This window comes from Kitasatospora sp. NPDC001159 (genome assembly GCF_053598235.1).
The window spans coordinates 1-25,110 of sequence record NZ_JBSFJV010000107.1 but is presented as its reverse complement, the minus strand read 5'-3'; the positions used below and the strand labels follow the sequence as shown (position 1 = coordinate 25,110).

The following is a 25,110-nucleotide window of genomic DNA, read 5'->3' as shown; positions in this document are numbered from 1 at the left end:
CCGGTTCCAGGGCGGCGGCCAGCCGGCTGGTGCCGAGGGCGCGTTCCCAGGCCTGCTCGTCCACCTCGCTCTCGGTGGCGCCGGCCGGCCCGGGGCCGCCACCCCCGTTGGCAAAGAAATGGGCAAGTAAGTTAAAGAGTTCGACAAGAGTACATGCGGGTCCCGATTTCGCCGACCCGCCCTGACCCCTAGGGGAGAGCGGGCCCGGCGTCATACCGCAGCAGCAGGAGACTTCGTCATTCCAGCTCATGGCCCTTACCGCGCAAGACCGTTACGTTGAGGGCGTGTCCACTGCTGTCATCAAGACCGAGGGCCTCACCAAGAGGTTTCCCCGGGTCACCGCCCTCGACCAGCTGACCGTCGAGGTGCAGCCCGGGGTCGTCGGGCTGGTCGGGGCCAACGGGGCGGGCAAGTCCACCCTGATCAAGATCCTGCTCGGGCTCGCCCCGGCGACCTCCGGCCGCGGCGAGGTGCTCGGCCTGGACATCGCCGCCCGGGGCTCCGAGATCCGCGAGCGGGTCGGCTACATGCCCGAGCACGACTGCCTGCCGCCGGACGTCTCCGCGACCGAGTTCGTGGTGCACATGGCCCGGATGGCGGGCCTGCCCGCCACCGCCGCCCGTGAGCGCACCGCGGACACCCTGCGGCACGTCGGCCTGTACGAGGAGCGGTACCGTCCGATGGGCGGCTACTCGACCGGCATGAAGCAGCGGGTCAAGCTCGCCCAGGCGCTGGTGCACGATCCCAAGCTGGTGCTGCTGGACGAGCCGACCAACGGCCTCGACCCGGCCGGCCGGGACGAGATGCTGGGCCTGATCCGCCGGGTCCACACCGACTTCGGGATCTCGGTGCTGGTCACCACCCACCTGCTCGGCGAACTGGAGCGCACCTGCGACCACCTGGTCGTCATCGACGGCGGCAAGTTGCTGCGTTCCTCCTCCACCGCCTCCTTCACCGAGGCGACGGCCGTCCTCGCCGTCGAGGTCACGGACCTCCCGGAGGGCTCCGGCGCCGAGCCGGGCGCCGAGGTCCGCGAACGGCTGGCCGCCGCCGGCCTCACCGTCCAGTCCGAGGGCTCGCACCTGCTGCTGGTCCGGCTGGCCAGCGAGGAGACCTACGACACCATCCGCGACACCGTCGCCGAACTGGGCCTCGGCCTGGTCCGGTTGGAGCAGCGCCGCCACCGGGTCGCCGAACTCTTCACCGACAACGGCACCGACACCGACACCGACACCGAGCGCGACAACGAGAACGCCAGGGGAGGGACGGACGATGCCGCAGCCTCCTGACGCCAGGCCCGCCGACACCGGTGTCATCCACGACATCGGCTACCGCGGCTACACCGGCCCCCGGCTCGGCCGCGCCTACGCCACCCGCTCGCTCTTCACCCAGAGCCTGCGCGCCGCCTACGGCCTGGGCCGCTCCGGCAAGTCCAAGGTGCTGCCGATGCTGATGCTCGGCGTGGTCACCGTCCCCGCGATGATCTTCGTCGCGGTCGCGCTCTCCCTGAAGCGGGACGAGCTGCCGGTGGAGTACGCCGGCTACCTCTCCAGCCTCGGCCTGGTGGTCTCGATCTTCCTGGCCTCCCAGGCGCCGGTGTTGCTCTCCCGGGATCTGCGGTACCACACCGTGCCGCTCTACTTCTCCCGCCCGATCACCCGCACCGACTACGTCCGGGCCAAGTTCGCCGCCATGGCCTGCGCCCAACTCCTGCTGATGGCAGCCCCGTTGCTGGTGCTGTACATCGGCGCACTGCTCGGCGGGATGGACTTCGCGCACAACACGAGCCACTTCCTGTACGGCTTGGCGGCGGCCGTGCTGTACGCCCTGGTGCCGACCTCCGTCGCGCTGGTGATCGCGGCGGCGACGCCGCGCCGGGGCTTCGGGGTGGCGGCCATCATGGGCTACCTGGCGGTCAGTTCGGCGGTGGCCGCGATCGCGGTCGGCATCAGCAGCCCCGGTCCCGGCGGCTCCGACGCCGCCCAGTGGACCGCGCTGATCTCGCCCAACGGCCTGGTGGAGGCCCTGGTCAACGAGGTGTTCGACCTCGGCACCGGCCTGGACCGCCGGCACGCCCCGGGCGGGCTGGGCCTGGTGGTGTTCGCACTCGTCGCCGCGGCGATGGTGGTCGGCTCGTACCGCCTCCTGTTGCGCCGCTACAAGAACGTCTGAGCAGGAACGTCTGAGAGGGCGGCATGGCCACCATCAGCATCGACAAGGTCTCCCGCTGGTTCGGGAACGTGGTCGCGGTCAACGACATCACCATGTCGATCGGCCCCGGCATCACCGGCCTGCTCGGGCCCAACGGCGCGGGCAAGTCCACCCTCATCCACATGATGAGCGGCTTCCTCGCCCCCTCCAGCGGCGCGGTCACCCTGGACGGCGCGCCGATCTGGCGCAACCAGCAGGTGTACCGGCAGATCGGCCTGGTCCCCGAGCGGGAATCGATGTACGACTACCTGACCGGCTGGGAGTTCGTCCTCGCCAACGCCGAACTGCACGGCCTTCCCCAGCCCGGCGCCGCGGCCCGGCGTGCCCTGGACCTGGTCGAGATGGCGTACGCCAAGGACCGCCGCACCGGGACGTACTCCAAGGGCATGAAGCAGCGGGTCAAGATGGCCTCGGCGCTCGTCCACGACCCGGCCGTGCTGCTGCTGGACGAGCCCTTCAACGGCATGGACCCGCGCCAGCGGCTGCAGCTGATGGAGCTGCTGCGCCGCTTCGGCGCGGACGGCCGGACGGTGCTCTTCTCCTCCCACATCCTGGAGGAGGTCGAGCAGCTGGCCCGGCACATCGAGGTGGTGGTGGCCGGGCGGCACGCCGCCTCGGGGGACTTCCGCCGGATCCGGCGGCTGATGACCGACCGCCCGCACCGCTACCTGGTCCGCTCCAGCGACGACCGCCGGCTCGCCGCCGCGCTGATCGCCGACGGCTCCACCACCGGGATCGAGGTGGACGAGCGGGAGAGGGCGCTGCGGATCGAGGCGGTGAACTTCCAGGGCTTCACCACCCTGCTGCCCCGGGTGGCCCGGGAGGCCGGCATCCGGCTGTACACCGTCTCCCCGGCGGACGAGTCGCTGGAGAGCGTCTTCTCGTACCTGGTCTCGGCATGACCTGCCGCCTGATCCACGTCACCAACCGGACCCAGGAAGGGGCCGACCGACCATGAACCCGACCGTCGCCAGGCTGACCCTGCGCGGCCTGCTCGGCCGCCGCCGCGGCGCCCTGCTGCTGGTGGCTCCGGCCCTGCTGCTGATCGTCTCGGCGATCGCCGCCGGGTCGAGCGGCGACGCGCACAGCCTGACCGTCAAGATCCTCGGGCAGCTGGACCTCGGCACTCTCGTCCCGATCCTCGGCCTGGTGGTCGGCACCGGGGTGATCGCCACCGAGATCGACGACGGCTCGATCGTCTACCTGCTCGCCAAGCCGCTGCCGCGCCGGCAGATCGTCACCACCAAGCTGACCGTCGCGATCGGCACCGTCTGGGTGTTCGCCGCCGTCCCGACGCTGGTCTCCGGGCTGCTGCTGTACGGCACCCAGGACGGCGTGGCACTCGGCTACACCGTCGCGGCGCTGGTCGCCGGGGCCGCGTACAGCGCGTTGTTCCTGCTGCTCGGCGTGGTAACCCGGCACGCGGTGGTGGCCGGGCTGGCGTACGCGCTGATCTGGGAGTCGCTGATCGGCAACTTCGTCGAGGGCGCCCGGACGCTGAGCGTCCAGCAGTGGGGCCGGGCGGTCGCCGAGGCGGTGGCCGGGGACACCGCGATCGGCGCCGACGTCTCGCTCGGGGCGGCCGTCCCGCTGCTGCTGGTGGTCACCGTCGCGGCGACGGTGCTGGCCTCGGTGAAGCTCGCCGGGCTGACCCTCGCCGCGGAGGAGTAGCGGCCGGGGAGCGACGCCCTACAGCGTCCGGTTGCGGCCCGCGCCGAGGCCGGCCGCGCCGACCACCAGGACCAGCACCAGCATCAGCGCCAGGGTGGCCTCCCAACCGCTGGTGAGCTGGTGCAGTGCACCGGCGCCGACCGGGCCGGCCGCGGCGACCAGATAGCCGATCGCCTGCGACATCCCGCCCAGCTGGGCGGCGCCGGCCGCGGTGCCGGTGCGCAGCACGATGAACGCCAGGCCGAGGCCCAGCGAACCGCCCTGGGCGACGCCGAGGACGGCCGCCGACACCCAGGCGGCGGAGACCGGGGCGACCAGCAGCATGGCGATGCCGAGCCCGTTCAGGGCGGCCATGGTCACCGCCAGGGCGCGCTGGCTGGTCATCCGGCCGGCCATCAGCGGCACCAGGAAGGCACCGGCCACCTGCACCAGGTTGGAGAAGGCGAAGACCAGCCCGGCCTGGCCGCGGTCCATGCCGTGGTCGGCGAGGATGGTCGGCATCCAGGCGACCAGGGTGTAGACCAGCAGCGACGATATGCCCATGAACAGGCTGATCTGCCAGGCCAGCGGGGACTTCCAGATGCCCTCGATCGGCTTGCCCGGCTGGGCCGCCGCGGTCACCGCGGTCACCGCGGCCTTCTCCTGCCGGGAGCGCAGCAGCTGCGGCAGCCAGGCGACCGCCGCGACCAGGGCGAGCAGCGACCAGGCGCCGAGCGAGGCCCGCCAGCCGCCGCCGAGCGCGTGCTCCAGCGGGACGGAGGTGCCGGCGGCGAGGGTCGCGCCGACCAGCATGGTGGTCGAGTAGACGCCGATCATGGTGGCCGCGCGGTCCGGGAACTCCCGCTTGACCAGACCAGGCATCGACACGTTCAGCACCGCGATGGCCACGCCGATCACCACGCAGCCCGCGTACAGCGCGAACACCGAGGGCAGCACCCGCAGCAGCACGCCGGCACCCAGCACCAGCACCGCGCCCAGCACCACCCGCTCGGCGCCGAACCGGCGGGTCAACCGGGGGGTGAGCGGCGCGCCGACGCCCTGGAACAGCACCGGGACGGTGGTGATCAGCCCGCTCGCGGTGGCGGACAGGCCGAAGGTGCGCTGGATCTCGCCGACCATCGGGGAGATGGCGGCCAGGCAGGCGCGCATGTTCAGCGCGACCAGCACGATGCCGGTCAACAGCAGGGCGGGGTGGGCCAGCCGGGAGCGCAGGGGGAGCGGGGCAGGGGTGGTGACAACCGGCTGCTGGGCACGGGTGACGGCCATGGGTGTGCTGTTCTTTTCTGACGGCTCGGTTTTGAAGACCGGGGGGAGGGCGCGGACGGACGGGAGAGGGGCTCGCGCCCTACTACTTCCGGGCCGCGATGGCCGCGAGCAGCTGCTCGACGGCCGCGGTCGGGCCGGCGAGCAGCGCACGACACGCCGCCTCGGCGCGGTCCGGGTCACCGCTCTCGATCGCGTCGACCAGCGCCTCGTGGGTGGCCACGACCGCCTCGGGCATGTCGTGGTCGCCGAAGGCGGAGGTCATCGCCTCGCGCACGGAGGCGCCGAAGTAGCGGTACACCTCGGCCAGCGCCGGGTTGTGCGCGGCCTCGACGACGGCGGTGTGGAACTCCAGGTCGTGCTCGACGGTGGCCTCGCGGCTGGCCCGCTCGGGGTGTGCCGCGAACACTTCGGCCTCGCGGGCCAGTGCGGCCCGCATCCGCCGGATGTCCTCGGGGGTGTGCCGTAGGGCGGCCAGTCGGGCGCCCTCGGTCTCCAGCGCCGCGCGGACCTCCAGGACGTCCCGGATGCCCGAGCGCTGGACGCCGCGCAGCACCGCCGCCGGGTCGCTGGTGGACCGTACGAAGGTCCCCTCGCCCTGCCGGGAGACCAGCATCCCGGCGTGCACCAGCACCCGGATCGCCTCCCGCACGGTGTTCCGCCCGACCTGCAGCCGCTCGGCCAGCTCGTGCTCGGTGGGGATCTGCGACCCCACCGGCCAGGCGCCGCCGACCAGCTGCTCGCGCAGCTGGTCGATCGCGGTGTCCACCAGGGAGCGCCGCCCGGCCGCCTGCAGGTTGTTGCGGTCGCCGCTCATTCCGGGCCTCCCTTCGCCACCGCTCATCGGTCGTCGGTCATCCTACAACTGATTGCCCGGTCATCCTACAACCGCCCGTGAGCTCTCCCCGAACAGCCGGTCCTCGTCGTTTGTGCCCGCAGGACCGCCAGCTCCACCGGGTCACCGGCGTACTGGCGGTCACCCCGGCCCCGCCTGCTCAGCGCGCCGGGTAGAGCCGCTCCAGGACGACGGCCACGCCGTCCTCGTCGTTGCTCGCGGTCACCTCGTCGGCGACGGCCAGCAGTTCCTCGTGCGCGTTGGCCATGGCCACGCTGTGCGCGGCCCAGCCGAACATCGGGACGTCGTTGGGCATGTCGCCGAAGGCGATGGTGTCGGCGGCCCGCACGCCCAGGCGGCGGGCGGCGACGGCCAGGCCGGTGGCCTTGGACAGGCCCAGCGGCAGCAGCTCGACCACGCCGGCCCCGGCCATCACCACGCCGACCAGGCCGCCGGCGGCGTGCCGGGCGGCCTCGGCGAGGGCGTCGTCGGTCAGGCCCGGCTGCTGGATGTAGAGCTTGCTGACCGGGGAGGCGAGCAGTTCGTCGCGCTCGACCCGGACGACCGGCAGGTCCGAGCCGATCAGCAGCTCGTAGCCGGGGCCGGCCAGCACCTGGCCATCCAGGCCGTCCTGGTTGGAGGCGACGGCCAGCGGACCGGTCTCGGCCTCGATCTTCTCGATCGCGAGCGCGGCCAGCTGGCGGTCCAGGGTGAGCGAGGTGAGCAGCTTGTGCGCGCCCGCGTCGTAGACCTGGGCGCCCTGGCCGCAGACCGCTATCCCGGTGTAACCGATCTCGTCGAAGACCGGGCGGGCCCAGACGGCCGAGCGCCCGGTCACGACGATGTGCAGCGCGCCCGCGCCGACGGCCGCGGCCAGCGCGGCGCGGGTGCGCTCGGAGACGGTCTCCTCGCTGGTCAGCAGGGTGCCGTCGAGGTCGGTGGCGACCAGCCGATAGGGCAGGTCGCCACCGCCGGGACGTGCGGTCGAAGTCACTTGACGGGCTCGATGACGGCGCGTCCGCCGAGGTACGGCCGCAGCGCCTCGGGCACGACGACCGAGCCGTCCGCCTGCTGGTGGTTCTCCAGGATCGCCACGATGGTGCGCGGGACGGCGACCAGGGTGCCGTTCAGGGTGGCGAGCGGGCGGGTCTTGCCCTCCTCGCGCATCCGGATCGACAGGCGGCGGGCCTGGTACTCGGTGGTGTTGGAGGTCGAGGTGACCTCGCGGTACTTGCCCTGGGTGGGGATCCAGGCCTCGATGTCGAACTTGCGCGCGGCCGAGGCGCCGAGGTCGCCGGAGGCGACGTCGATCACCCGGTAGGGCAGCTCCAGCGCGTTGAGGAAGTCCTTCTCCCACTGGAGCAGGCGGCGGTGCTCGTTCTCCGCGTCCTCGGGCGTGGTGAAGACGAACATCTCCACCTTCTCGAACTGGTGGACGCGGATGATGCCGCGGGTGTCCTTGCCGTAGGTGCCGGCCTCGCGGCGGAAGCAGGACGAGTAGCCGGCGTAGCGCAGCGGCAGCTTCTCGGCGTCGATGATCTCGTCCATGTGGTACGCCGCCAGCGGGACCTCGCTGGTGCCGACCAGGTACTTGTCCTCGTCGCCGAGGTGGTACACGTTCTCGGCGGCCTGGCCGAGGAAGCCGGTGCCGTCCATGGCGGCCGGGCGGACCAGGGCCGGGGTGATCATCGGGATGAAGCCGGCCGCGGTGGCCTGGGCGATCGCCATGTTGACCAGGGCGAGCTCCAGCAGCGCGCCGACGCCGGTCAGGTAGTAGGAGCGGGCACCGGCGACCTTGGCGCCGCGCTCGGTGTCGATCGCGCCCAGCAGCTGGCCGAGCTCGACGTGGTCGCGGGGCTCGAACCCCTCGGCGGCGAAGTCGCGCGGGGTGCCGATCTCCTCCAGGGTGACGAAGTCCTCCTCGCCGCCGACCGGGGCGGCCGGGTCGATGAGGTTCGCCAGGGAGCGGAGCAGACGGTCCGCCTCCTCCTTGGCCGCGCTCTGCTCGGCGTCCGCGGCCTTGACCTCGGCGGCCAGGTCCTTGGTGCGCTGCAGCAGGGCGGTCTTCTCCTCGCCCTTGGCCTGGGCGACCTGCTTGCCGAGCACCCGCTGCTCGTTGCGCAGTTCGTCGAAGCGGCTGCCCGAGGACCGGCGCCGCTCGTCGGCGGAGAGGAGGGCGTCGACCAGGTCGACGTCCTCGCCACGGACGCGCTGCGAGGCGCGCACTCGGTCAGGGTCCTCACGGAGCAGGCGAAGGTCAATCACAGAGCCAAGCGTACCGGGCGGTCGTTCCTCCACCGGTACCGGTTTTCCCCTGGGGATAACTCACCGGATCCTGTGGATAACTCCTGTGGGGAACTCTTCGGGATCGGGTTATCCACAGGCCGGGGGCCGGAGCTGTGGATCGATGGGGAGGATTGGCGTCCGCTCGCCGGAGACAGGGAATTGAGGTTTCAAACCTCATTCGACCCTCTCGGGTGAGGGAATTGAAGCACTCGGACGGGTGATTTGGAGGCAGGAGGGTGACTCTGGTCCGATTAGTCATCTCCGCGACGCAAACCGATGATCCGACCAGGTCTGCGCAATGGCTATACCGTTTTGTCGACTCATCCCCAGGTCTGTGGATAACTTTCGGCTGTGGACAGTGGGTAGGCCTGTGGACAGCGGCCTCCGGCTGCGGGTGCCCCTGTGGACGACGGGACGGCCGCCCGTCCCGGCTGATCGGCCCGGTCGATAACAGTCGGAAAAGGTCAGAAGGACAAGAGATGTCGTTCGGATGACCGGGCTCAGATGTCCCCGCGCCCGTCGAGCGCTCGGGAGAGCCAGTCCGCCGCCGCGGCGAAATCCTCGTCCGAGGTGCCCGGCCGCCGGTGCTTGGAGCCCTGACGGTCGGCGCGCGGATAGGAACCGAGGAACCGCACCTGCGGGCAGATCCGCTTGAGCCCCATCATCGCCTCCGCCACCCGGCGCTCGGACAGGTGCCCCTCGCAGTCGATCAGGAAGCAGTAGTTGCCCAGCCCCTCGCCGGTCGGCCGGGACTCGATCCGCATCAGGTTCACCCCGCGCACCGCGAACTCCTGCAGCAGCTCCAGCAGCGCGCCCGGGTGGTCGTCCGGCAGCCAGACCACCATCGAGGTCTTGTCCGTGCCGGTCGGCGAGGAGACCCGCCCGGGGCGGCCGACCAGCACGAACCGGGTGGTCGCGCTCTGCGCGTCCGCGATGTCCTTGACCAGCGGGTCCAGCCCGTAGATCGGCGCCGCGAACTCGCCCGCGAACGCCGCGTCGTACCGGCCCTCGGAGACCAGCCGGGCGCCGTCCGCGTTGGAGGCGGCCGACTCCCACTTGGCGTCCGGCAGGTTGGCCGCCAGCCAGCGGCGCACCTGCGGCTGGGCCACCGGATGGCTGGTCACCGTCTTGATCCCGGACAACTCGGTGCCCGGCCGCACCAGCAGCGCGAAGGAGATCGGCAGCAGCACCTCACGGTAGATCATCAGCGGTGCGCCGGCGGCCAGTTCGTCGTTGGTCGCGGTGACCGCGCCCTCCACCGAGTTCTCGATCGGCACGAACGCCCCGGACGCCTCCCCGCCGCGCACCGCGTCCAGCGCCAGCGCCACCGAGGACAGCGGCACCAGCTCCCGGGTCGCCGCCTCGGGCAGCGTGTGCAGCGCCGCCTCGGTGAAGGTGCCGGCCGGGCCGAGATAGGTGTAGCGGGTGGCCGACATGACGCCTCCGTTGCCAGTGGGATAGTGCCTGAGCGGGGTGGTGCATGAGCGGGGTGGTGCATGAGCGGGGTGGTGCCGAAGTAGTCACCATAACGATTCCGCCGCCCCGGCATGAAAGCGTTTCAGTGACCGGGATCGCGCTTGCGGAACGCGGGCCCGTCTCCTGGGCCCTCGCCTGATCCGACGAAACCCAGGAGACAGGCCCTACCCCTCCAGTAGCTGCTGTCCGAGGTAGCCCGCCGCCGGCACGCCGGGCGGCACCGCGTACAGGCCGCTCGCCTCGTGCCGCAGGAAGCGGGAGAGCCCGTCGCCCCGGGAGAGCTTGCGCTGCACCGGGGTGAAGCCCTTGCGCGGGTCGGCCTGGAAAGCGAGGAACAGCAGCCCGGCGTCCGGCGAGCCGTCCGGCAGCAGGCCGTCGTGGTACGAGAAGCCGCGTCGCAGCATCGCGGCCCCGCCGTTGCTCGCCGGGGCCGCGACCCGCACGTGGGCGTCGGAGGGGACCGCCAGACCGCCGTCCGGGCCCTGCGCGGACAGGTCCACCGCGGTGCCCTCGCCGGAGCCGGCCGGTGCGCTCAGCGGCGAGCCGTCCGCCTTGCGCCGCCCGATCACCCGCTCCTGGCGGTCCACCGGCAGCTCCTCCCAGTGGTCCAGCAGCATCCGGATCCGCCGGAACACCAGGAACGATCCCCCGGCCAGCCAGGCCGGGTGGTCCCCGTCGGCCGCGCAGAACACCTTGGCGGCGAAGCCGTCCTCGCCCGGCTTGGGGTTGTTGGTGCCGTCGATCTGGCCCATCAGGTTGCGCCCGGTCATCGGCCGCGCGGTCGCGCCGCGGGTCCGGGCGAAGCCGACCGACTGCCAGCGCAGCGCCGCCGTCCCGGCTGCCAGCTTCTGCAGCACCCGCAGCGCGTGCACCGCCACCAGGGCGTCGTCGGCACCGATCTGCACGAACAGGTCGCCCTCGCCGCGCGCCGCGTCCAGCGCGTCGCCGGTGAAGGCGGGCAGCGGTTCGAGCGCGGCCGGGCGGCGCTCGGCCAGCCCGGCCTTGTCGAACAGCGCGGCGCCGAAGCCGACCGTGACGGCGAGCGAGCAGGGCCCGGCGTCCAGCGCGACCTGGTTGTCGAACTCCTCGGCCGGCTCCCCGGCGGTCAGCCGGTCCACCGCCCTGGTCCAGCGCTGCAGCAGGGTGCGCAGCCCGTCCCGGCCGGCCCCGTCGGCCAGGTCGAAGGCGGCCAGCTGGACCCGGGCCTGCTGCGGTTCGAGGATGCCCGCCTGGTGCTCGCCGCGGAACGGCACCCGGCCGGCGCCGAGCGCGCCGCCCCTGTCCGCCTTCTCGCCGGACGGGCGGTCGTAGGCGACCGCCCCGGCCACCCCGGCCCCGGCGCCGACCAGCAGCCCGGCGCCGGCCGTGCCGAGCAGCGCCCGCCGGGTGAAGCCTGCCGGGCCCTTCCGGTCCTCCCGGCCCTTCTGGCCCGCCTGGTCCCTCAGGTCCGTCAGGTCCGTCAGGTCCGTCGAAGCGTCGTCCACCGCGCTCACCCGATCTTGAACTGCTGGGTCGGGGTGGTCTGGTCGATGTCCGAGGAGCGGATCTGCACCGAGACCACCCAGGTGCCGGCCAGCGGCAGCTGCACGGTGCCGCTCCAGCGGCCGGTTCCCCCCGGGGCCAGCGCCACCGGCAGCGGGCCCAGGTCGCGGTCCGGCAGGGTGAAGGCGAGCTGCACCTCCGGGACGTCCACCGGCTGCCCGTCCGCACCGTCCAGCGCGAGCTTCACCTCGTTCGGGCCGGTCTTGGCCGGGTTGAGGGTGACCGTCGCGGTGCCCTTGGCGTTCGGCGTCCGGCCCTTGGTGTCGTACGGCAGCTTGAGCCCCACCGTGCGGCCCGGCTCGGTCTGCGGCGCCGCCGCCGGCCCACCGGCCACCGGGGCGGTGCTCCCGGCCGCCTTGATCTCGTCCGCCACCCGCCCGGGCGGGGAGTTGGTGAGCATCGTGGTGACCACCAGCACCGCCACCGCGACCAGCGCCTCGACCAGTACCGAGCGGCGCAGCCCGGCCCGGGTCGGGGTCAGCCCGCGCTCGCGCCCGGCACTCGCCCGGGCGGCCTGCTGTCGGGCCAGTTGCGCCTGTCGGACCGGGTCCTCGCTGTGCGCCGCGGCGCCGATCGGCTCGGGCGCCTTGGTCGGCTCGACCTCCGCCGCCTCGGCCGGGGCCGAGCGCAACCGGGCCAGCCAGCTGCGGGAGATCCAGGCGACGCCGATCATGACGACCACGCAGCCGGTCTTCACCAGCAGCAGCTTCCCGTACTCGGTGTCGGTCAGCGCGCCCCAGCTGCCCAGGCCCCGCCAGGACTGGTAGATCCCGGTGACGACCAGCACCGCCACCGAGGCGAAGGCGACCTTCGAGAAGCGGTCCACCACCTCGGCACCGACGCCCTCGCGCAGCGCGACCAGCAGCGTGGCCAGCCCGCCCAGCCAGAGCGCCATCGCGATCAGGTGCAGGATGCCGAACGGCAGCGCCAGCCAGACCTGGATGCCCACCGAGGCGTGGTCGGCGCCGACCCAGGTCGCCGACAGGGCCACCGCCAGCACCAGCCCGGCCACGCCCAGGCCCAGTCGGGCCTCGCGCTGCGGCCGCTCGGCGGCCCGCTGCTCCAGCTCGCGCAGCTCGGCGGCCTCGGCGTCGTCGTCGTGTTCGTCGGCCTTCGCGGGGGCCGGCTTCTGCGGCTGCCCCAACTGCCCGACCAGCAGCGACAGGAAGATCCCGCCCGCGGCGAGCAGCAGCAGCCGGGCGGCCAGCGCGGTGCCGATCCGTTCGTCCAGGGTGGCGCGCACCAGCGACAGGTCGAGCGCCTTGCCGATGCCCGAGCCGCGCTCGTACGGGCCGCGCAGCATCAGCACCGCGACGGTCGAGGCCAGCAGCGCCGTCCAGCCGGTCATCAGCAGCCGCTGCACCGGTCGCCGGGTCGCGCCGGCCGGCCAGCAGACCAGCACGAACGCGGCCACCCCGGCGAGCAGCGCGAAGGCCGTGTACGCCACGGTGCGCCCGGTGCCGTACAGCGCGGCGACCAGGCCGTCCGCCTTGGCGCCCTGCAGCGCGGTGGCGGACACCGAGGTGTCCGAGGGCGCGCCGATGGAGAAGGTGAACGCCCCGCCGACCGGGTGTGAGTCCTCCGAGACGGCCCGCCAGGCCACCGTGTACGTGCCGTTGGCGAGTCCGCTGTTGAGGGCGACCCGGGCGGTGTTGCCCTGGCCGTCGGCGTGCGCCGGGTTGCCGGTGTCCACGGCCTTGCCGGCCGGGTCCAGCACCCGCACCGAGTCACCGGACAGCGACACCGTCTCGCTGAAGGTCAGCGTGACCGCCTGCGGGGCGGTGGCGACCACCGAGTTCTGCCGCGGGTCGGTGGACTCCAGGGTGGCGTGCGCGGAAGCCGGTCCGGCTCCGGCGAGCATCAGCGCGAGCAACGCGCCGAGCATCCCGAGCGCTCCGGCGATGCGTAGCGGGGCGATCCGGCGGTGCGAGGCCTTCTGCATGCTGGCGGGTCCCTTAACTCTGGCCGGGCCGGTAGGTGAGCTCCTTGACCGGCACCTTGACCGAGATGGTGCCGGACTTGGCGAAGGTGAGGTCGAGCTCCAGCTCGTCGCCGAGCGCGGGGGCCTTCTGCCACCCCATGATCATCAGGTGGGTGCCGCCGCGGGCGAGCTGCAGCGCGCCGTGCGCGGGCACGTCCAGGCTGTCCACCTGCTCCATGGCCGACGCGGTCGAGCGGTGCATGGTGACCGACCCGGCGGCCGGGCTGGTCACCTTGACCAGCTGGTCCGGCCCGCCGTCGTTGCGCACGGTCAGGTAGCCGGCCCCCATCCCGCCGGCCGGGGGCAGCGGGATGTAGGAGTCGGCGACGCTCAGCTTCGCCGGCCCCGGGTCGCCGGCGCCGTCCTGGCCGCCCGCCCCGCAGGCGGCCAGGATGGCGCCGCCGCCGAGGGCGGTGGCGACCACGGCGCCCAGCAGGGCCGACCGGCGGAAACGTCGGTTCGCCGCACACCCCTTGATGGTTCGCTCGCTCCGCTCACTCATGCGCCCACCTCGCTGCGTTCGGCAGGCGCTTCGCGCAACACGCCCCCCCTGATGGTTCGCTCGCTCCGCTCACTCACGCCGCGACCCCCTTGGCGAGCAGCGGCAGGTCGTGCTCGTAGGTCTTCTCCTCGGTGCCGCTCATGTAGAGCACGTGCGCCTTGTCGTCCGAGGGGAGGAAGGCCAGCACCTGGGCGCCGTGGGTGGAGGTGACCGTGCCGTCCGCGTTGACCACCGGGTCCTCGATCATGATGCCGAGCGACTTGGCGGCGGTCTTCACCTTCTCCAGGTCGCCGGTGAGGCCTATGAAGTCGCTGCCCATCGAGTCCAGCCAGGTGCGCAGCACCTTGGGGGTGTCGCGCTTCGGGTCGGTGGAGACGAAGACGACGTTGACCTTCTTCCGGTCCTCCGTGGAGAGCGCCTTCATCGCGACGCCGATGTCGCCCATGGTGGTCGGGCAGACGTCCGGGCAGCTGGTGTAGCCGAAGAACAGCAGGGTGGCCTTGCCGTTGGTCTGCTGCCGAAGGTCGTACGGCTGGCCGGAGGTGTCGGTCAGCTGGAGGTCGGGCTTCTCGAAGTTCTTGGCGAGCTTGGTGCCCTGGTACGGGCTGTCCTCCTTCTGCTGGGTGACCTTGGCGGCGGTCGAGCCGCTGCCGGAGGAGCCGCAGGCGGAGAGGCTCAGGGCGGCGGCCAGCGCGAGGGCGGCCGCGCCGGCCAGCCGGGCGGTGCGGGTGGCGCGGTTCGTACGGGTGGTGCGGGGCATGCGAGTTCCGATCGTGCGCGGTGGACCGCCGGCGGGGCGGTGCCCGGGGTGGGCACGGCCCCGCCGGCGCGGGGGTCAGGAGGCGGAGCCGCCGCTCTTGCGGCGCAGGCCGAGCACGCCGACCGCGGTGCCGATCACGCCGACCACGATGCCGACCACGCCGAGGGTGCGGGCGGTGCTGTCGCTGGACTTGCTGTCGCCCGAGGCGGCGGCGTGGTCGGAGCTGTCCCCGTGGGTGCCGGCGGCCGGGGAGGCGGTGACGCCGTGGCTGTCGCCGTGGTCGTCACCACCGGCGGCCTTGGTGAGCTTCAGGACCGGGGCCGGGTGGGCCGGCTCGGGCTGGCCGTCCTTGGACTCGTCGATCCAGCGGACGATGTCGCCGTTGTCGTAGGTCTGCAGGGCCTTGAAGGCCATGTTGTCGGTGTCGGTCGGCAGCGGGCCGAGCGAGACCCGGAACTCCTGGAACTGGCCGGGGGCGACCTTGGTGCCCGCGTCGGCGGTCCAGGTGATCTTGGAGACGGCCTCGTTGACGTCGTTGCCGTGCACCTTGATCGGCTTGTCGAGCTTCGACTTCTCGACGGTCGCGGTCCAGCCCGGCATCGGCAGGGTCCGGACGGAGGCCAGCGGGTGGTCCAGCGGGAGGTTGACCTCCAGCTTCACCGTGCTCGCCGTGTCGCTCTCGTTCGGCACCCGGAAGTCGACGGCCGTGTAGCCGCCCTGGGCGGCCGAGCCCGGGTTCACGGTGACGTGCGCGAAGGCGGGGCCGGCCAGCGCCATCACGGAGGCGGCGGCGGTCAGGGCGACGGCGGCAAGACGGCGGGTGGGAAGGGAACGCATGATGCGGGGTCTCCGATCGGAGCTCGGCGGTCCGCACTGCCGGGCGACGGGGGAACCGTGCCTCGGCGGGGCCGCGCGTGGGGACGTGGGGGGCAGAACCTGGGGCCGTCGTCGCTGTGGGCGGACGGGAACGGCCCGGACACCGCGCACGCCCGGAAGCCGGTACCGTTCAGGGGCACGGGCAACGCCGGGTCAGTACGCGAAGGCCCCGCACGGCGGACCGCGCCGCACCACGCTGTGCCGCAGCACCGCACCCGCCGGGAGCGGACCCTCGCCGCCCCTGGCCCCGAACCGGCGGGCCGGACCGGCCCCACCGAACAGACCGCGCAGCAGCGCGGCCACCAGCACGAACGCCGACCGCAGGGGCGCCGCCCAGTGCTCCCGGGCCGCCGACGCGGTCACCCGCACCAGCCGCCACAGCGCCGCCTCGCCGCGCCGCAGCCACCAGCCCGCCACCAACGCGGCGGCCAGGTGCCCGGCCAGCATCGACGGCGTCATCCCGAACACGCCGCCCTGCCACCAGGGCGCGACGGCGTACGCGTGCGGGTCCAGGCCCGCCGAGGAGACCAGCTGCTCGGGCGACGTACCGGCGGGCAGGCCGACCAGCGTGCCCGGGCGGGCCTCGTTGCAGATCAGCCGACCGGCCGCCTGCGGCATGGTCATCGCACCGTGGTGCATGCCGCCGCCGAAGCCGTGGAAGAGGCAGTGCAGTCCGAGCTGCCCGGCGCCGAGCGCCCCGGCGATGGGCGCCAGCGAACACTCCCGTCCGCCGCACGCCACCGCGAGCACCAGCACTGCGGCGAAACCCGTCGCCAGCGCGACCGGCGGCACGTCGCCGCCACCCGCCAGGGCGTGCCCGGCGGCCGCTATCAGCGTGCACACCAGCGCGAACGGAACCGCCCGGGCAAGCCGCAGATCCCAGGCGGCGGCCCCCACCGGCCGGACCGGTACGGAGGCGCCCGGGAACGGGGCGGCAGGGAGGGCAGTCATGGCCGGGCCATCATCTCATCGCGTACACCACTGACACGGGCAGGGTGGGAAATCCCTACGAATGCCCCGTTCGGCGGCGGCGTGGACCACCGCACGTGCGCCCTTCGGCACAGACCCCGTCCCCAGTCCATCCGCCGAACGGGCGGTAGCCGCCCCCGAGCACGGTTCACCGCCGATTCGTCCGGAGATACCTAGTTGTATGTGGAGCCGCAGCCAGGAGGGACCTCCCGTGGACATCTGGTGGACTCTGCACCTCAAGCGCGACCCGGCCAGCGTCCCGCTGGCCCGGCGCATCCTGCTCGGTGCCATAGCGACGGCGGGCGTCGACCCGCAGATCGCCGACGACCTCGGCGTCGCCCTCACCGAGGCCTGCGCCAACGCCGTCGAGCACGGCGCCACCGGCCGCCCCGACGACGGCTTCCAGGTCACCGCCTCGATCAGCGGCGACCGCCTGCGGGTCGAGGTCACCGACTCCGGCCCCGGCCTGCCGGCCCCCACCGCCCCGCTCGCCCGCCGCCCGGCCGCCCCCGCCGCGTCCCGCCCCACCGCGTCCCGCCCCGCCGCGGCCGGCCGAGGGCCCCGCCGCTCCCGCCGGGCCCGCGCCACCGTCCCGGCGCGCGTCCTCACCGCCCACCGCCCCCGCCACGACGGCCACCCCTACGACACCCATGTGCTCCCCTGCCGCCCCCCGGCCCCCACCCTCCGCCCGGTCGACCTCGACACCCTCCCCGACCTCACTGCCGAATCCGGCCGCGGCCTCTTCCTCATCCACGCCCTCACCGACCACGTCCAACTCCGCAACCACCCCCTCCGGGGCGCCATCGTGAGCTTCGACAAGATCCTCAAGTGGCAGGACGATGCCCTCCTGCGGACGGCTTCCTGAGGGTGGCCCGCGCCGGCTGGTCACCGCACGAACGTCGTCGGGTGCCGTGGCAGCCAGCGGTGTGGCGGCCAGGGTGAACGGATGCCTCGGCAGCGGATCCGCGTGCGGGCTTCGACGGCTCGCCTGGGCGTGGGAGCACGTGGCTCGCTGCTGCGCGCGGCCTCCCCACCTCAGGGCTGGCGGGGCGCCTCGCTCCCGGGCGGTCAGTCCTGGGCGGGGCGGCGGCGGGTCAGGAAGAGGAGGGTGATGCCCAGGAGGAGGGCGGTGGTGCCGGCGATGGCGAGGGGGCGCGAGGCGGTGCCGGCGCCGGTGTCGGCGAGGTGGGTGGGGGCGGTCGGGGCGGGGGTGCGGTTGGTGTAGCCGGCGGTGAGCTGGGGGCAGGTGTACTTCTTCGCCGGGGCGGAGCCGCTCGGGAGCACCTCGGACTTGGCGGTGAAGGTGAGGCGGTGGTCGCCGATGGTGGTGGCCCGCAGCTGCAGGGTGAGCTTCTGGCCCGGGGCGAGCTGGTAGCTGCCGGTGTTGACGGGCGTCCCGGAGACGGTGATGGGCTTCCAGACGCCGCCGGGGGCGCGCAGTTCCGCGTTGAGGTCGCTGGTGCTGCCGTCGGAGAGGGCGACGGTGGTGGTGAGTTCCTTGACCGTCGTGGTGCTGATGTTGTCGAACGTGACCGCGAGCTGCCCCGAGGTGCTGCTGCCGGTGACCGGCATCTGGACCGCCGCCGGGCCCTCCGGGCAGTCGGCGGGGGCGCCGGTCGCGGTCGGGGTAGCCGAGGGCGTCGCGGTGGGGCTGGCGCCGGCGGACGGAGCGTCCGTGGGGCCGGTCGTGGCGCTCGGGGCCGGAGCGGACGGCGTCACCGTCGGTGTCGCCGCGGGTGTCGCCGACGGCGTCGCGGTGGGCGAGGAGTCGGCGGCGAGGGCGGGGACCGTACCGAGGGCGACCGGGCCGGCGGTGAGCACGAGGATGGTGCAGGCGGCGGGAAGGCGGGCGGGTCGCATCGGTGGGCTCCAGCGGTCGGGTCGGGGGTTCGCTCTCCGGGGGAAGACCGCCGAGGGGCGCGAACGGTTGTCCGCGCCCCTCGGGTTCATCCGACGCGGGATCAGCTGTGCGTGCCGGCCTTGCGACGGCGCAGCACGAACAGGGTGCCGGCGCCGGCCGCCAGCACCGCCGCGCCGCCCAGGGCGATCGGCAGGGTGTTGGAGTCGGCACCGGTGTGGGCCAGCTCCGGACCGGTCGACGCCGAGGCGGACGCGGAGGCCGGGACGGCTGCCGGGGTGGTGGCTGCCGGGGTGGTGGCGGCCGGGGTGGTGGTCGATCCGGCGTCAACCACCTTGAAGAGGTCGTTGACGCGGTAGTCGCCGCCGTAGGAGAGGCAGCTGTCGGTGGCGGGGGCGCCCGGCACGTCCTTGCTCTCGAAGCTCTCGGAGTTACCGCTCAGCTGGGCGAAGTAGCGGGCGGTGACGGCCTTGTCGGTGGCTGCGAGGCGAACCTGGAAGGCGAGCTTCTCACCCTTGGCGATCTTGTACTGGCCGAGGTTCACCATCAGGTAGGCGGCGTCGCCCTTGACGGTGCTCGCCGAAGGGGTCTTCCAGTCCCCGCCGGGCAGCTTCACCTGGATGTTGAAGGCGTCCTTGCCCCAGGTGACCGGGTTGGTCACCGGCTCGGTCTCGGCCACGCTGGTGAAGAAGAAGTAGGTGTCGACCTTCTTGAGGTCGACCGGGCTGGTGTTCTCGAAGGTCACCGTTGCCTCCTGCGCCGGACCGCCCTTGACCAGGGTGGTCTTCGCGAGGCCGGTGCCGGTGACCTTGAGGTCCTGGTGCAGGTAACCGCGGCAGGGGCCGCCGCTGGGCATCGGGATCGGCGGGGTCGGCAGGTTCGTCGGCTTGGCGGTGGCCGTCGGGGCAGGGGTGCCCGGCGCGGTCGCGGTGGGGCTGGGTGCGGTGGTGGCGCTCGGGGTGGCGGTCGCAGTGCCGGTGGGGGTCGGGGTCGCGGGGACCCCGACGGCGCTCGCGGAGGTGGCGCAGACCGTGGCGCCGAGGGAGAGCGCCACCAGCGTGGACGCGGCCAGAAGGCGGGAAGAGCGCACGTTACAAGGCTCCAGCTTTGGGTGAAATATGGCTGATTTCGGGCGACTTGAGGCTTCGGCGAAGGCCGTCGGCGCTGGTCGCGTGCGCGTACCCTATCGGGCGGCGGCGGCCTGATCTCGACTGGGGGGAGTAGGAGAAGGCGCCCCCGGTTGCCGGGGCCCGGGGGCGGTCGGACGATGGGGTGCATGATGCACCAGATGCGAGCCGAGTACGGCGCCGACGGCGAGGCCGGCGGGGTGCGGCTGTGGCACATGGTCCGGGGCGGGCAGAGCGTGGCGATGTGCGGCCGTGAGCTCGATCCGGGGGCTCCGGTGCGGGAGGCGGCGGACTGGGGGAAGACCCCCGAACTGTGCTGCCACACCTGCGGGGCGTACTTCCTGCGCGAGCAGCCGTACCTGGCGGCCGAGCACCCGTGAGGCCGGCTGTGGCCGTGACGCAGGCGCCGCTGTGGTCGGGGCTACCGTGATCGGCATGGAGGAATCTTTCGTCCGGCCGCGGTCGTTGACCCGTGCGGCCGTCGGGCTGCGGTCCGGTGCGCCGGGCCTGCCCGAGCACGTGGACCGTCTCTGCGCGCTGGTCGAGCGGGTGGACCCGCTGATCCACGCCTTCGTGCCGGAGCCCGGACGGCATGACCGACTGCGGGCGCGGGCACGGGAGTTGGCGGCGCGGTACCCGGAGCCGGCCGGGCGACCGCCGCTGTACGGGGTGGCGGTGGGGGTCAAGGACATCGTGCACGTGGACGGGCTGCCGACGCACGGTGGTTCGGCGTTGCCGCCGGGGGTGTTGGCGGGTCCGCAGGCCGTGGTGGTGGACCGGTTGCTGGCGGCGGGAGCGATGGTCGCGGGCAAGACGGTGACCGCCGAGTTCGCGGCGAGCGCCCCGGGCCCGACCCGCAATCCGCACCATCCGGGGCACACCCCGGGCGGTTCCAGCAGCGGTTCGGCGGCGGCGGTCGCGGCGGGGCTGGTGCCGCTGGCGATCGGCACCCAGACGGTCGGTTCGGTGATCCGCCCGGCCGCGTACTGCGGGGTGGTGGGTTTCCGGCCGACGTACGGGCGGATCCCGATTTCGGGCGTGATCCCGAACGCGCCGAGCTTCGACACCCTGGGCGTGTTCACCGCCGACCTGGCGGGTGCGGCGCTGGCGGCCTCGCTGCTCTGCGACGACTGGCGGACCGGAGCCGCAACGGACCTGCCCGTGCTCGGCGTGCCGGACGGCTCGTACCTGGAGCGGGCCGAACCGGCCGCGCTGCGGGCCTTCGAGGGGTGGGTGGAGCGGCTGGAGCGGGCCGGGTTGACGGTGCGCCGGGTTCCGCTGTTCCCGCACTTCGCCGAGATCACCCGGCAGTTGCAGAACGTCAACCGTTTCGAGCTGGCCCGCAGTCACGCCGACTGGTTCGCCCGGTTCGGCGGCCTGTACCGGTCGGAGACGGTGGCGAGCATCCGGGTCGGCCAGGGCGTCGCGGCCGAGGACCGGGCGGCCGCGCTGCAGTTCCGGGAGCGGTTGCGTGAGCAGGTGGCGGCGGCGACCGCCGAGGCCGGGGTGGACCTGTGGCTGGCGCCCTCGGCGACCGGCGGTGCGCCGGAGGGCCTGCACAGCACCGGGGACGCGGTGATGTCGCTGCCGTGGAGCTTCCTCGGCCTGCCCGCGCTGAGCCTGCCGGTCGGCCGGACCGCGGCCGGGCTGCCGCTCGGGCTCCAGGTGGTCGGCGCGGCGGGCGACGATGAGCGGCTGCTCGCCCAGGCCGCCGTGCTGGAACGGGCGTTGGGCTAGGGCCGGATCGGCTACGGCGGGCGTACGGGGAGCGGCTCGACCTGGTGGTCGCCCGGGGGCTCGGCCATCGGCGGATCATCGTGGAACCGACCGTCGTTGATCAGGCGATCGGATTCGTTACCGCCTGCCTGGAGGGTGCTGTCGTATGAAGCTCGTCGAACTGCACGCGCAAGCCATGGAGTTGGCCGCCGAGGTGGTGGACACCGTACGGCCGGACCAGCTGGACCTGCCCACCCCCTGCGCCGGTTGGACGCTGCGCCGGCTCCTGGAGCACTGCGTCGGCCAGCACCAGGGCTTCGCCGCGGCCGCCCGCGGCGCCGGGCCCGACCTCGCGCTGTTCGCGGACGCCCCGGTCGACGTGGACCCGGCGGGCCTCTTCCGCCGGACCGGCGCCGACCTCACCGCCGCCTTCCGGGAGGCGGCCGCCGTCGACCGGGCGCTGTGGCTGCCCGAGATCCGCGACGGTGGACCGTTCCCGCTCGCGCGGGCGGTGGGCTTCCACCTGCTCGACACCCTGGTGCACGGCTGGGACGTCGCCGCCGCGCTCGGCACCCCGGGCGCGCTGGTCGTGGCGGTGGAGCACGACGACGCCCTGGTCGACGCGCTGTTGGCGGTGACCGAGACCGTCCCGAACGCGCCGGAACACCGGGCGCCCGGCCGGGCCTTCCGCCCGGGCCTCGAACCCGGCGGCGACGGCCGGTTCGACCGCGCCCTGGCGCTGCTCGGCCGCGACCCGGACTGGAAGGCCGCCTAGGTCTCCCGGTCCCGGGTCTCGTCCGGGAAGCGCGGCCCGCCGATCAGGAAGAGCAGCGCCGCGGTCGGAAAGCCGAGCGAGGCGGCCGCCAACGCGATGAACTGCCAGAACATCTTCCGCTCCTCGTCAGTCCTGGGCCGCCCGGACACCCGTAGGTGGTGCCAAACCTGACCGGCTCCGATTGGCCGAATTGTCCAGTCGCTATCCGACGGTATGGCCGAATTGCCCCGGCTGCCACCGGACGGCGGGCACCGGCCCGCGCCACACCGACGCACGGGTCTGGGCGCGGGCCGGGGGCGGCGTCCAGACTGTCGGGATGCAGCTACAGCTCGCAGGGGAAGCACGGCGGCCCGACCGTGAGAGCGAGGACTTCGCGGCGGCCTCGCCGGAGGCGCTGGTCCTGCTGGACGGCGCGAGTTCGCCGACCGGCCTGGAGTCCGGGTGCCGGCACGGAACGGCCTGGTACGTCCGTCGGTTGGGGGTGCACCTGCTCGCCCGGCTCACCGACCGCATGGACCGCTCGATCGCCGAGTGCCTGGCCGATGCCATCGTGGAGACGGCCGCGCTGCACGGCGGCCGCTGCGACCTCGCCCACCCCAACACCCCCGCCGCGGTGGTGGTCGCGGCCCGGCGGCACGGCGAGTCGCTGGAGTACCTGGTGCTTGGCGACTCGCTGCTGGTGCTGGAGTTCAAGGACGGCCCGCCGAAGGTGATCGGGGACAACCAGCGCTTCCCCGACGGGGAGGGCCTGCGCCGCCAGGTCTGGGAGACCGTCCCCGGCTCGGCCGAGCGGGCCGCGTTGCACCTGGAGTACGCGCTGGCGCTGCGCGCCGCCCGCAACCGGGGCAACGGCCCGTGGATCGCCGCCGCCAGCCCGCGCGCGGCCGAGCACGCCGAGACCGGCTTCGTCCGGTTGGACCGGCTGCACGCGCTGGCGGCCCTCACCGACGGCGCCTCGCGCTACACCGAGCGTTTCGGGCTGGGCAGTTGGGGCGATGTGCTGCGGCTGCTCGCGGAGTCCGGCCCGGGCGAGCTGATCGCACAGGTCCGCGAGGTGGAGCGGGCGGACGCCGCGTGCGAGCGCTGGCCGCGCGGCAAGACCCACGACGACGCCTCTGCCCTCTACGCGCTGCTGTAGCCGGGCCCGGACCGTGTGGTCCGGGCCCGCTCGGTGGAAGGGGGTCAGTGAGTCGATCTCGCCGGCGATCACCCGGAGCAGCGCGCCGCCGTCCTCGGAGCTGAGCAGCTTGACGCTGCCGCCGCGGATGTCCTGGGCAGCCATCCCACCTGGTCGGCGGAGTACCACCGCACGTCCGGAAGGTGGTAGGCGACCTCCGCGCGCTCGGAGGCTGATCGGCGATGAACGCGATCGGGGGAGCGAAGTTGAGCCGATACGTGTTCGAGTGCACGGACTCGGACTTGGGACTCCAGCAGGTGCGCGACGACACGAACTACTCGCAGATGCTCAGCTTCTCCGTTAGGGCACCTCACCTGCTCTGCGCTCGAGGGGGACTGGGGCCGGTTGTCAACCCGACGGTCACCCACACCGCATGACTGAAACTATTTGCGCCTCAGGAAAGTAAATGCCACACTAGCAACGGGAAGCGGGGGCCGAGGAGAGCCCCTTCGCACGGAACAGGGGGTCAACCATGGATGCGCAGGAGGCACTCCGTATCGCCGGCGCCGCACAACGGTCTGCGTCGGGCAGTCGGATGCCGACGTGGGGGCCATCAGTGGTCGCTGGCTTGTTCGCCGCCGGATTCATGGGAGTCGGAGCCGCGCTTCTCCCGCAGATGCCGCGGGCGTTGGCCTGGGTGCTGCTTACGGTCGCGCTCGTGTCGTGGCTCCTGATGGCACCCATGGCGTTTCGCCGCTGGGGCGGGGTTCTTCCGCAGCTCACCAATCGCAGCAAGGCCCAGCGTTGGACGGACGTGGCGCCGACCTTGGTGGCTGGACTGGTTGCCGTGGTGGTCTGGGCGACCGTCGGGCTCGCCTGGATGCTTATCGTCAGCGGGGTCACCATGGGTGCGGCGGAGTGGTACCGACTGACTAGGCGAAGCCAGTGAACCCCGCATCGAGCGGAGGCCTGGACGCGTCGTTCCAGCACCCCACGAGACTGGCTGTCGTGGCCTTTCTCTCCGGCTGTGCTGAGGCCGACTTCCGAACGGTCCGCGAGCAGTGCCAGCTGTCGGACTCTGCCCTGAGCCGGCTGGCGACCGCGCTGGAAGCCGAGAAGCACGTCAGGATCCGGAAGGGGTACTTCGGGCGCCGGCCACGCACCTGGCTGTCCCTAACGCCCTCCGGGCGGGATAGTCTGGCGGCTCACTTGGCCGCTCTGCAGGAGATCGCCGAGCGCAATGCGCGCAACGCGGCGGCCCTCAACCAGTAGCGCCGCCAACGCAAAAGCACCGGTGGGTGCCCATCTTCACCATGGGCACCCACCGGCTTGTGACCGTACGGTCAGGTAGTGGCTGTCAGCAGCCCCAGTCGGCGGTGAAGCCGATGCTGGCGGCGCTCACGGCGCTCGCCACGCCGCCGCAGGGGCCGCTGGAGGTGGTGACGGTGAGCGGCGAGGTGGCCGGGGCGTCCGAGGTGGCCGCGGCGCCGAACTCCTCGGCGGTGGTGTAAGCGGTGTAGCCCTGGATGAGCTGGTCAGCGGTGTTCATCTGTACTCCTTCCGGTTCAGCGAGTGCGAGCTGGTCAGCAGCCCAGGACGTGCGTGGCGGTGACCGCGCCGAGGGAGGCGGCAGCGCCCTGCACCGCGCTCCAGGCCAGCCCGGCGCACTCCGGCGAGGAGGCGGTGGCGATCGACGGGGTGGTGGCCGGGGCGCCCGAGGTGGCCGCGGCGCCGAACTCCTCGGCGGTGGTGTAAGCGGTGTAGCCCTGGATGAGCTGGTCAGCGGTGTTCATCTGTACCCTCTGATCTGAGTCATGGAGCCGGGCGTTTCCCGCTCTCGGAAGTAGTTGATCACTTTCGCCGACCGTGCGGGAGTTGAAAGTAACCCCGACTCTTGCTCGAACGACCTCTCTGACCTGGGGCTTTGCAGGGAAGGTCGCAACCAATACGGACAGGCGGGCAGCAATCAGGGGGCAGTACTCCTCCTGCGGCGGCGCGGGGCATGACGTTGTCGAGAGCGGGGTGCGGCGTACGCAGAGCGGCACGGTATGAGGGGGCGGCATACCTCTACCTGTCGACCCGCTCGCCGATGAAGCTGGCCGACGCGCTGGAGGAGGCCCGGCGCGGCGCCCGGACGTAACGGGC

At 73.0% G+C, this 25,110-nt stretch carries 26 protein-coding genes and 1 pseudogene; 11 read left to right on the top strand and 16 right to left on the bottom strand.

Annotation, left to right across the window (positions count from 1 at the left end):
* Window positions 1-250: pseudogene (locus ACWC9T_RS34685) on the bottom strand (hypothetical protein); the annotation flags it as partial.
* On the opposite strand from ACWC9T_RS34685, the gene ACWC9T_RS34680 reads away from it, so the two are divergent.
* From ACWC9T_RS34680 to ACWC9T_RS34665, 4 genes are read left to right on the top strand one after another with little or no spacing between them, the layout of a single operon-like run.
* Window positions 249-1,289, top strand: coding sequence for an ABC transporter ATP-binding protein (locus ACWC9T_RS34680; RefSeq protein ID WP_449825032.1), 1,041 nt, complete (start codon window positions 249-251; stop codon window positions 1,287-1,289). The pseudogene ACWC9T_RS34685 and the gene ACWC9T_RS34680 sit on opposite strands and share 2 nt — an antisense overlap.
* Entirely contained in the window at window positions 1,273-2,172 is a 900-nt protein-coding gene (locus tag ACWC9T_RS34675; RefSeq protein ID WP_449825031.1) for an ABC transporter permease, read from the top strand. Before ACWC9T_RS34680 ends, ACWC9T_RS34675 begins: the two co-directional genes overlap by 17 nt.
* Before the next feature lie 23 nt (window positions 2,173-2,195).
* On the top strand, window positions 2,196-3,113 hold the full coding sequence (locus tag ACWC9T_RS34670) for an ABC transporter ATP-binding protein (protein WP_355675653.1): 918 nt from the start codon (window positions 2,196-2,198) through the stop codon (window positions 3,111-3,113).
* A 52-nt stretch (window positions 3,114-3,165) separates the two neighbouring features.
* Window positions 3,166-3,882: an ABC transporter permease gene (locus tag ACWC9T_RS34665; protein ID WP_449825030.1), complete on the top strand. Its 717-nt coding sequence runs from the start codon at window positions 3,166-3,168 to the stop codon at window positions 3,880-3,882.
* Window positions 3,883-3,900: 18 nt separating this feature from the next.
* On the opposite strand, the gene ACWC9T_RS34660 is transcribed toward ACWC9T_RS34665, so the two are convergent.
* The 11 genes from ACWC9T_RS34660 to ACWC9T_RS34610 all read right to left on the bottom strand — a co-directional run bounded on the left by ACWC9T_RS34660 (window position 3,901) and on the right by ACWC9T_RS34610 (window position 16,354).
* Complete coding sequence (locus ACWC9T_RS34660) at window positions 3,901-5,148, bottom strand: CynX/NimT family MFS transporter (RefSeq protein ID WP_449825029.1); 1,248 nt, start codon at window positions 5,146-5,148, stop codon at window positions 3,901-3,903.
* Between the two features lie 82 nt (window positions 5,149-5,230).
* The gene (locus ACWC9T_RS34655) at window positions 5,231-5,962 is read right to left on the bottom strand and encodes a FadR/GntR family transcriptional regulator (RefSeq protein ID WP_449825028.1); all 732 of its coding nucleotides are present in this window, start codon (window positions 5,960-5,962) and stop codon (window positions 5,231-5,233) included.
* 178 nt (window positions 5,963-6,140) lie between these two features.
* Window positions 6,141-6,974 (bottom strand): HAD family hydrolase, encoded by an 834-nt coding sequence (locus ACWC9T_RS34650; RefSeq protein WP_449825027.1) that lies wholly within the window; start codon window positions 6,972-6,974, stop codon window positions 6,141-6,143.
* Entirely contained in the window at window positions 6,971-8,245 is a 1,275-nt protein-coding gene (serS, locus tag ACWC9T_RS34645; RefSeq protein ID WP_449825026.1) for a serine--tRNA ligase, read from the bottom strand. The genes ACWC9T_RS34650 and serS overlap by 4 nt, the downstream gene beginning before the upstream one ends.
* Window positions 8,246-8,766: 521 nt before the next feature.
* Window positions 8,767-9,702, bottom strand: coding sequence for a prephenate dehydratase (pheA, locus tag ACWC9T_RS34640; RefSeq protein ID WP_449825025.1), 936 nt, complete (start codon window positions 9,700-9,702; stop codon window positions 8,767-8,769).
* Window positions 9,703-9,906: 204 nt separating this feature from the next.
* A complete protein-coding gene (gene efeB, locus ACWC9T_RS34635; protein ID WP_449825033.1) occupies window positions 9,907-11,187 on the bottom strand; it encodes an iron uptake transporter deferrochelatase/peroxidase subunit in 1,281 nt (426 codons plus the stop codon).
* A 44-nt stretch (window positions 11,188-11,231) separates the two neighbouring features.
* Window positions 11,232-13,226, bottom strand: coding sequence for a copper resistance CopC/CopD family protein (locus ACWC9T_RS34630; RefSeq protein WP_449825024.1), 1,995 nt, complete (start codon window positions 13,224-13,226; stop codon window positions 11,232-11,234).
* 13 nt (window positions 13,227-13,239) lie between these two features.
* The gene (locus ACWC9T_RS34625; protein WP_449825023.1) at window positions 13,240-13,767 is read right to left on the bottom strand and encodes a copper chaperone PCu(A)C; all 528 of its coding nucleotides are present in this window, start codon (window positions 13,765-13,767) and stop codon (window positions 13,240-13,242) included.
* Window positions 13,768-13,840: 73 nt separating this feature from the next.
* Window positions 13,841-14,527: an SCO family protein gene (locus ACWC9T_RS34620; RefSeq protein WP_449825022.1), complete on the bottom strand. Its 687-nt coding sequence runs from the start codon at window positions 14,525-14,527 to the stop codon at window positions 13,841-13,843.
* A gap of 75 nt (window positions 14,528-14,602) precedes the next feature.
* Window positions 14,603-15,364: a YcnI family copper-binding membrane protein gene (locus ACWC9T_RS34615; RefSeq protein WP_449825021.1), complete on the bottom strand. Its 762-nt coding sequence runs from the start codon at window positions 15,362-15,364 to the stop codon at window positions 14,603-14,605.
* A gap of 192 nt (window positions 15,365-15,556) precedes the next feature.
* Entirely contained in the window at window positions 15,557-16,354 is a 798-nt protein-coding gene (locus ACWC9T_RS34610) for a hypothetical protein (protein ID WP_449825020.1), read from the bottom strand.
* Window positions 16,355-16,583: 229 nt separating this feature from the next.
* On the opposite strand from ACWC9T_RS34610, the gene ACWC9T_RS34605 reads away from it, so the two are divergent.
* Window positions 16,584-17,237, top strand: coding sequence for an ATP-binding protein (locus ACWC9T_RS34605; protein WP_449825019.1), 654 nt, complete (start codon window positions 16,584-16,586; stop codon window positions 17,235-17,237).
* A 203-nt stretch (window positions 17,238-17,440) separates the two neighbouring features.
* Here the strand turns inward: ACWC9T_RS34605 and ACWC9T_RS34600 are convergent, their stop codons facing one another.
* Together ACWC9T_RS34600 and ACWC9T_RS34595 are read right to left on the bottom strand one after the other, a co-directional pair.
* Entirely contained in the window at window positions 17,441-18,232 is a 792-nt protein-coding gene (locus ACWC9T_RS34600; protein WP_449825018.1) for an LPXTG cell wall anchor domain-containing protein, read from the bottom strand.
* Between the two features lie 101 nt (window positions 18,233-18,333).
* On the bottom strand, window positions 18,334-19,320 hold the full coding sequence (locus tag ACWC9T_RS34595; RefSeq protein ID WP_449825017.1) for an LAETG motif-containing sortase-dependent surface protein: 987 nt from the start codon (window positions 19,318-19,320) through the stop codon (window positions 18,334-18,336).
* Window positions 19,321-19,506: 186 nt separating this feature from the next.
* Here ACWC9T_RS34595 and ACWC9T_RS34590 point away from each other — a divergent pair, with 186 nt between their 5' ends.
* The 6 genes from ACWC9T_RS34590 to ACWC9T_RS34565 all read left to right on the top strand — a co-directional run bounded on the left by ACWC9T_RS34590 (window position 19,507) and on the right by ACWC9T_RS34565 (window position 24,237).
* Window positions 19,507-19,737 carry a hypothetical protein gene (locus tag ACWC9T_RS34590; RefSeq protein ID WP_449825016.1) on the top strand — a complete coding sequence of 77 codons (231 nt, stop codon included), beginning with the start codon at window positions 19,507-19,509 and terminating at the stop codon, window positions 19,735-19,737.
* 55 nt (window positions 19,738-19,792) lie between these two features.
* On the top strand, window positions 19,793-21,094 hold the full coding sequence (locus ACWC9T_RS34585; protein ID WP_449825015.1) for an amidase: 1,302 nt from the start codon (window positions 19,793-19,795) through the stop codon (window positions 21,092-21,094).
* A gap of 145 nt (window positions 21,095-21,239) precedes the next feature.
* Window positions 21,240-21,848 (top strand): TIGR03086 family metal-binding protein, encoded by a 609-nt coding sequence (locus ACWC9T_RS34580; RefSeq protein ID WP_449825014.1) that lies wholly within the window; start codon window positions 21,240-21,242, stop codon window positions 21,846-21,848.
* Between the two features lie 316 nt (window positions 21,849-22,164).
* On the top strand, window positions 22,165-22,986 hold the full coding sequence (locus ACWC9T_RS34575) for an integrase (RefSeq protein WP_449825013.1): 822 nt from the start codon (window positions 22,165-22,167) through the stop codon (window positions 22,984-22,986).
* Window positions 22,987-23,593: 607 nt separating this feature from the next.
* Complete coding sequence (locus ACWC9T_RS34570; protein WP_449825012.1) at window positions 23,594-23,914, top strand: hypothetical protein; 321 nt, start codon at window positions 23,594-23,596, stop codon at window positions 23,912-23,914.
* 59 nt (window positions 23,915-23,973) lie between these two features.
* The gene (locus ACWC9T_RS34565) at window positions 23,974-24,237 is read left to right on the top strand and encodes a transcriptional regulator (RefSeq protein ID WP_449825011.1); all 264 of its coding nucleotides are present in this window, start codon (window positions 23,974-23,976) and stop codon (window positions 24,235-24,237) included.
* A gap of 85 nt (window positions 24,238-24,322) precedes the next feature.
* On the opposite strand, the gene ACWC9T_RS34560 is transcribed toward ACWC9T_RS34565, so the two are convergent.
* Entirely contained in the window at window positions 24,323-24,514 is a 192-nt protein-coding gene (locus ACWC9T_RS34560) for an LxmA leader domain family RiPP (RefSeq protein ID WP_396248482.1), read from the bottom strand.
* A gap of 34 nt (window positions 24,515-24,548) precedes the next feature.
* Window positions 24,549-24,758 carry an LxmA leader domain family RiPP gene (locus ACWC9T_RS34555; protein WP_396248481.1) on the bottom strand — a complete coding sequence of 70 codons (210 nt, stop codon included), beginning with the start codon at window positions 24,756-24,758 and terminating at the stop codon, window positions 24,549-24,551.
* Window positions 24,759-25,110 lie beyond the last annotated feature (352 nt).

Bases quoted from the DNA above. Each gene is read 5' to 3' on its own strand.
- ACWC9T_RS34680 (WP_449825032.1), top strand. From the start codon at position 249: ATGGCCCTTACCGCGCAAGACCGTTACGTTGAGGGCGTGTCCACTGCT.
- ACWC9T_RS34675 (WP_449825031.1), top strand. From the start codon at position 1,273: ATGCCGCAGCCTCCTGACGCCAGGCCCGCCGACACCGGTGTCATCCAC.
- ACWC9T_RS34670 (WP_355675653.1), top strand. From the start codon at position 2,196: ATGGCCACCATCAGCATCGACAAGGTCTCCCGCTGGTTCGGGAACGTG.
- ACWC9T_RS34665 (WP_449825030.1), top strand. From the start codon at position 3,166: ATGAACCCGACCGTCGCCAGGCTGACCCTGCGCGGCCTGCTCGGCCGC.
- ACWC9T_RS34660 (WP_449825029.1), bottom strand. From the start codon at position 5,148: ATGGCCGTCACCCGTGCCCAGCAGCCGGTTGTCACCACCCCTGCCCCG.
- ACWC9T_RS34655 (WP_449825028.1), bottom strand. From the start codon at position 5,962: ATGAGCGGCGACCGCAACAACCTGCAGGCGGCCGGGCGGCGCTCCCTG.
- pheA (WP_449825025.1), bottom strand. From the start codon at position 9,702: ATGTCGGCCACCCGCTACACCTATCTCGGCCCGGCCGGCACCTTCACC.
- ACWC9T_RS34630 (WP_449825024.1), bottom strand. From the start codon at position 13,226: ATGCAGAAGGCCTCGCACCGCCGGATCGCCCCGCTACGCATCGCCGGA.
- ACWC9T_RS34625 (WP_449825023.1), bottom strand. From the start codon at position 13,767: ATGAGTGAGCGGAGCGAGCGAACCATCAAGGGGTGTGCGGCGAACCGA.
- ACWC9T_RS34620 (WP_449825022.1), bottom strand. From the start codon at position 14,527: ATGCCCCGCACCACCCGTACGAACCGCGCCACCCGCACCGCCCGGCTG.
- ACWC9T_RS34615 (WP_449825021.1), bottom strand. From the start codon at position 15,364: ATGCGTTCCCTTCCCACCCGCCGTCTTGCCGCCGTCGCCCTGACCGCC.
- ACWC9T_RS34610 (WP_449825020.1), bottom strand. From the start codon at position 16,354: ATGACTGCCCTCCCTGCCGCCCCGTTCCCGGGCGCCTCCGTACCGGTC.
- ACWC9T_RS34600 (WP_449825018.1), bottom strand. From the start codon at position 18,232: ATGCGACCCGCCCGCCTTCCCGCCGCCTGCACCATCCTCGTGCTCACC.
- ACWC9T_RS34590 (WP_449825016.1), top strand. From the start codon at position 19,507: ATGATGCACCAGATGCGAGCCGAGTACGGCGCCGACGGCGAGGCCGGC.
- ACWC9T_RS34585 (WP_449825015.1), top strand. From the start codon at position 19,793: ATGGAGGAATCTTTCGTCCGGCCGCGGTCGTTGACCCGTGCGGCCGTC.
- ACWC9T_RS34580 (WP_449825014.1), top strand. From the start codon at position 21,240: ATGAAGCTCGTCGAACTGCACGCGCAAGCCATGGAGTTGGCCGCCGAG.
- ACWC9T_RS34575 (WP_449825013.1), top strand. From the start codon at position 22,165: ATGCAGCTACAGCTCGCAGGGGAAGCACGGCGGCCCGACCGTGAGAGC.
- ACWC9T_RS34560 (WP_396248482.1), bottom strand. From the start codon at position 24,514: ATGAACACCGCTGACCAGCTCATCCAGGGCTACACCGCTTACACCACC.
- ACWC9T_RS34555 (WP_396248481.1), bottom strand. From the start codon at position 24,758: ATGAACACCGCTGACCAGCTCATCCAGGGCTACACCGCTTACACCACC.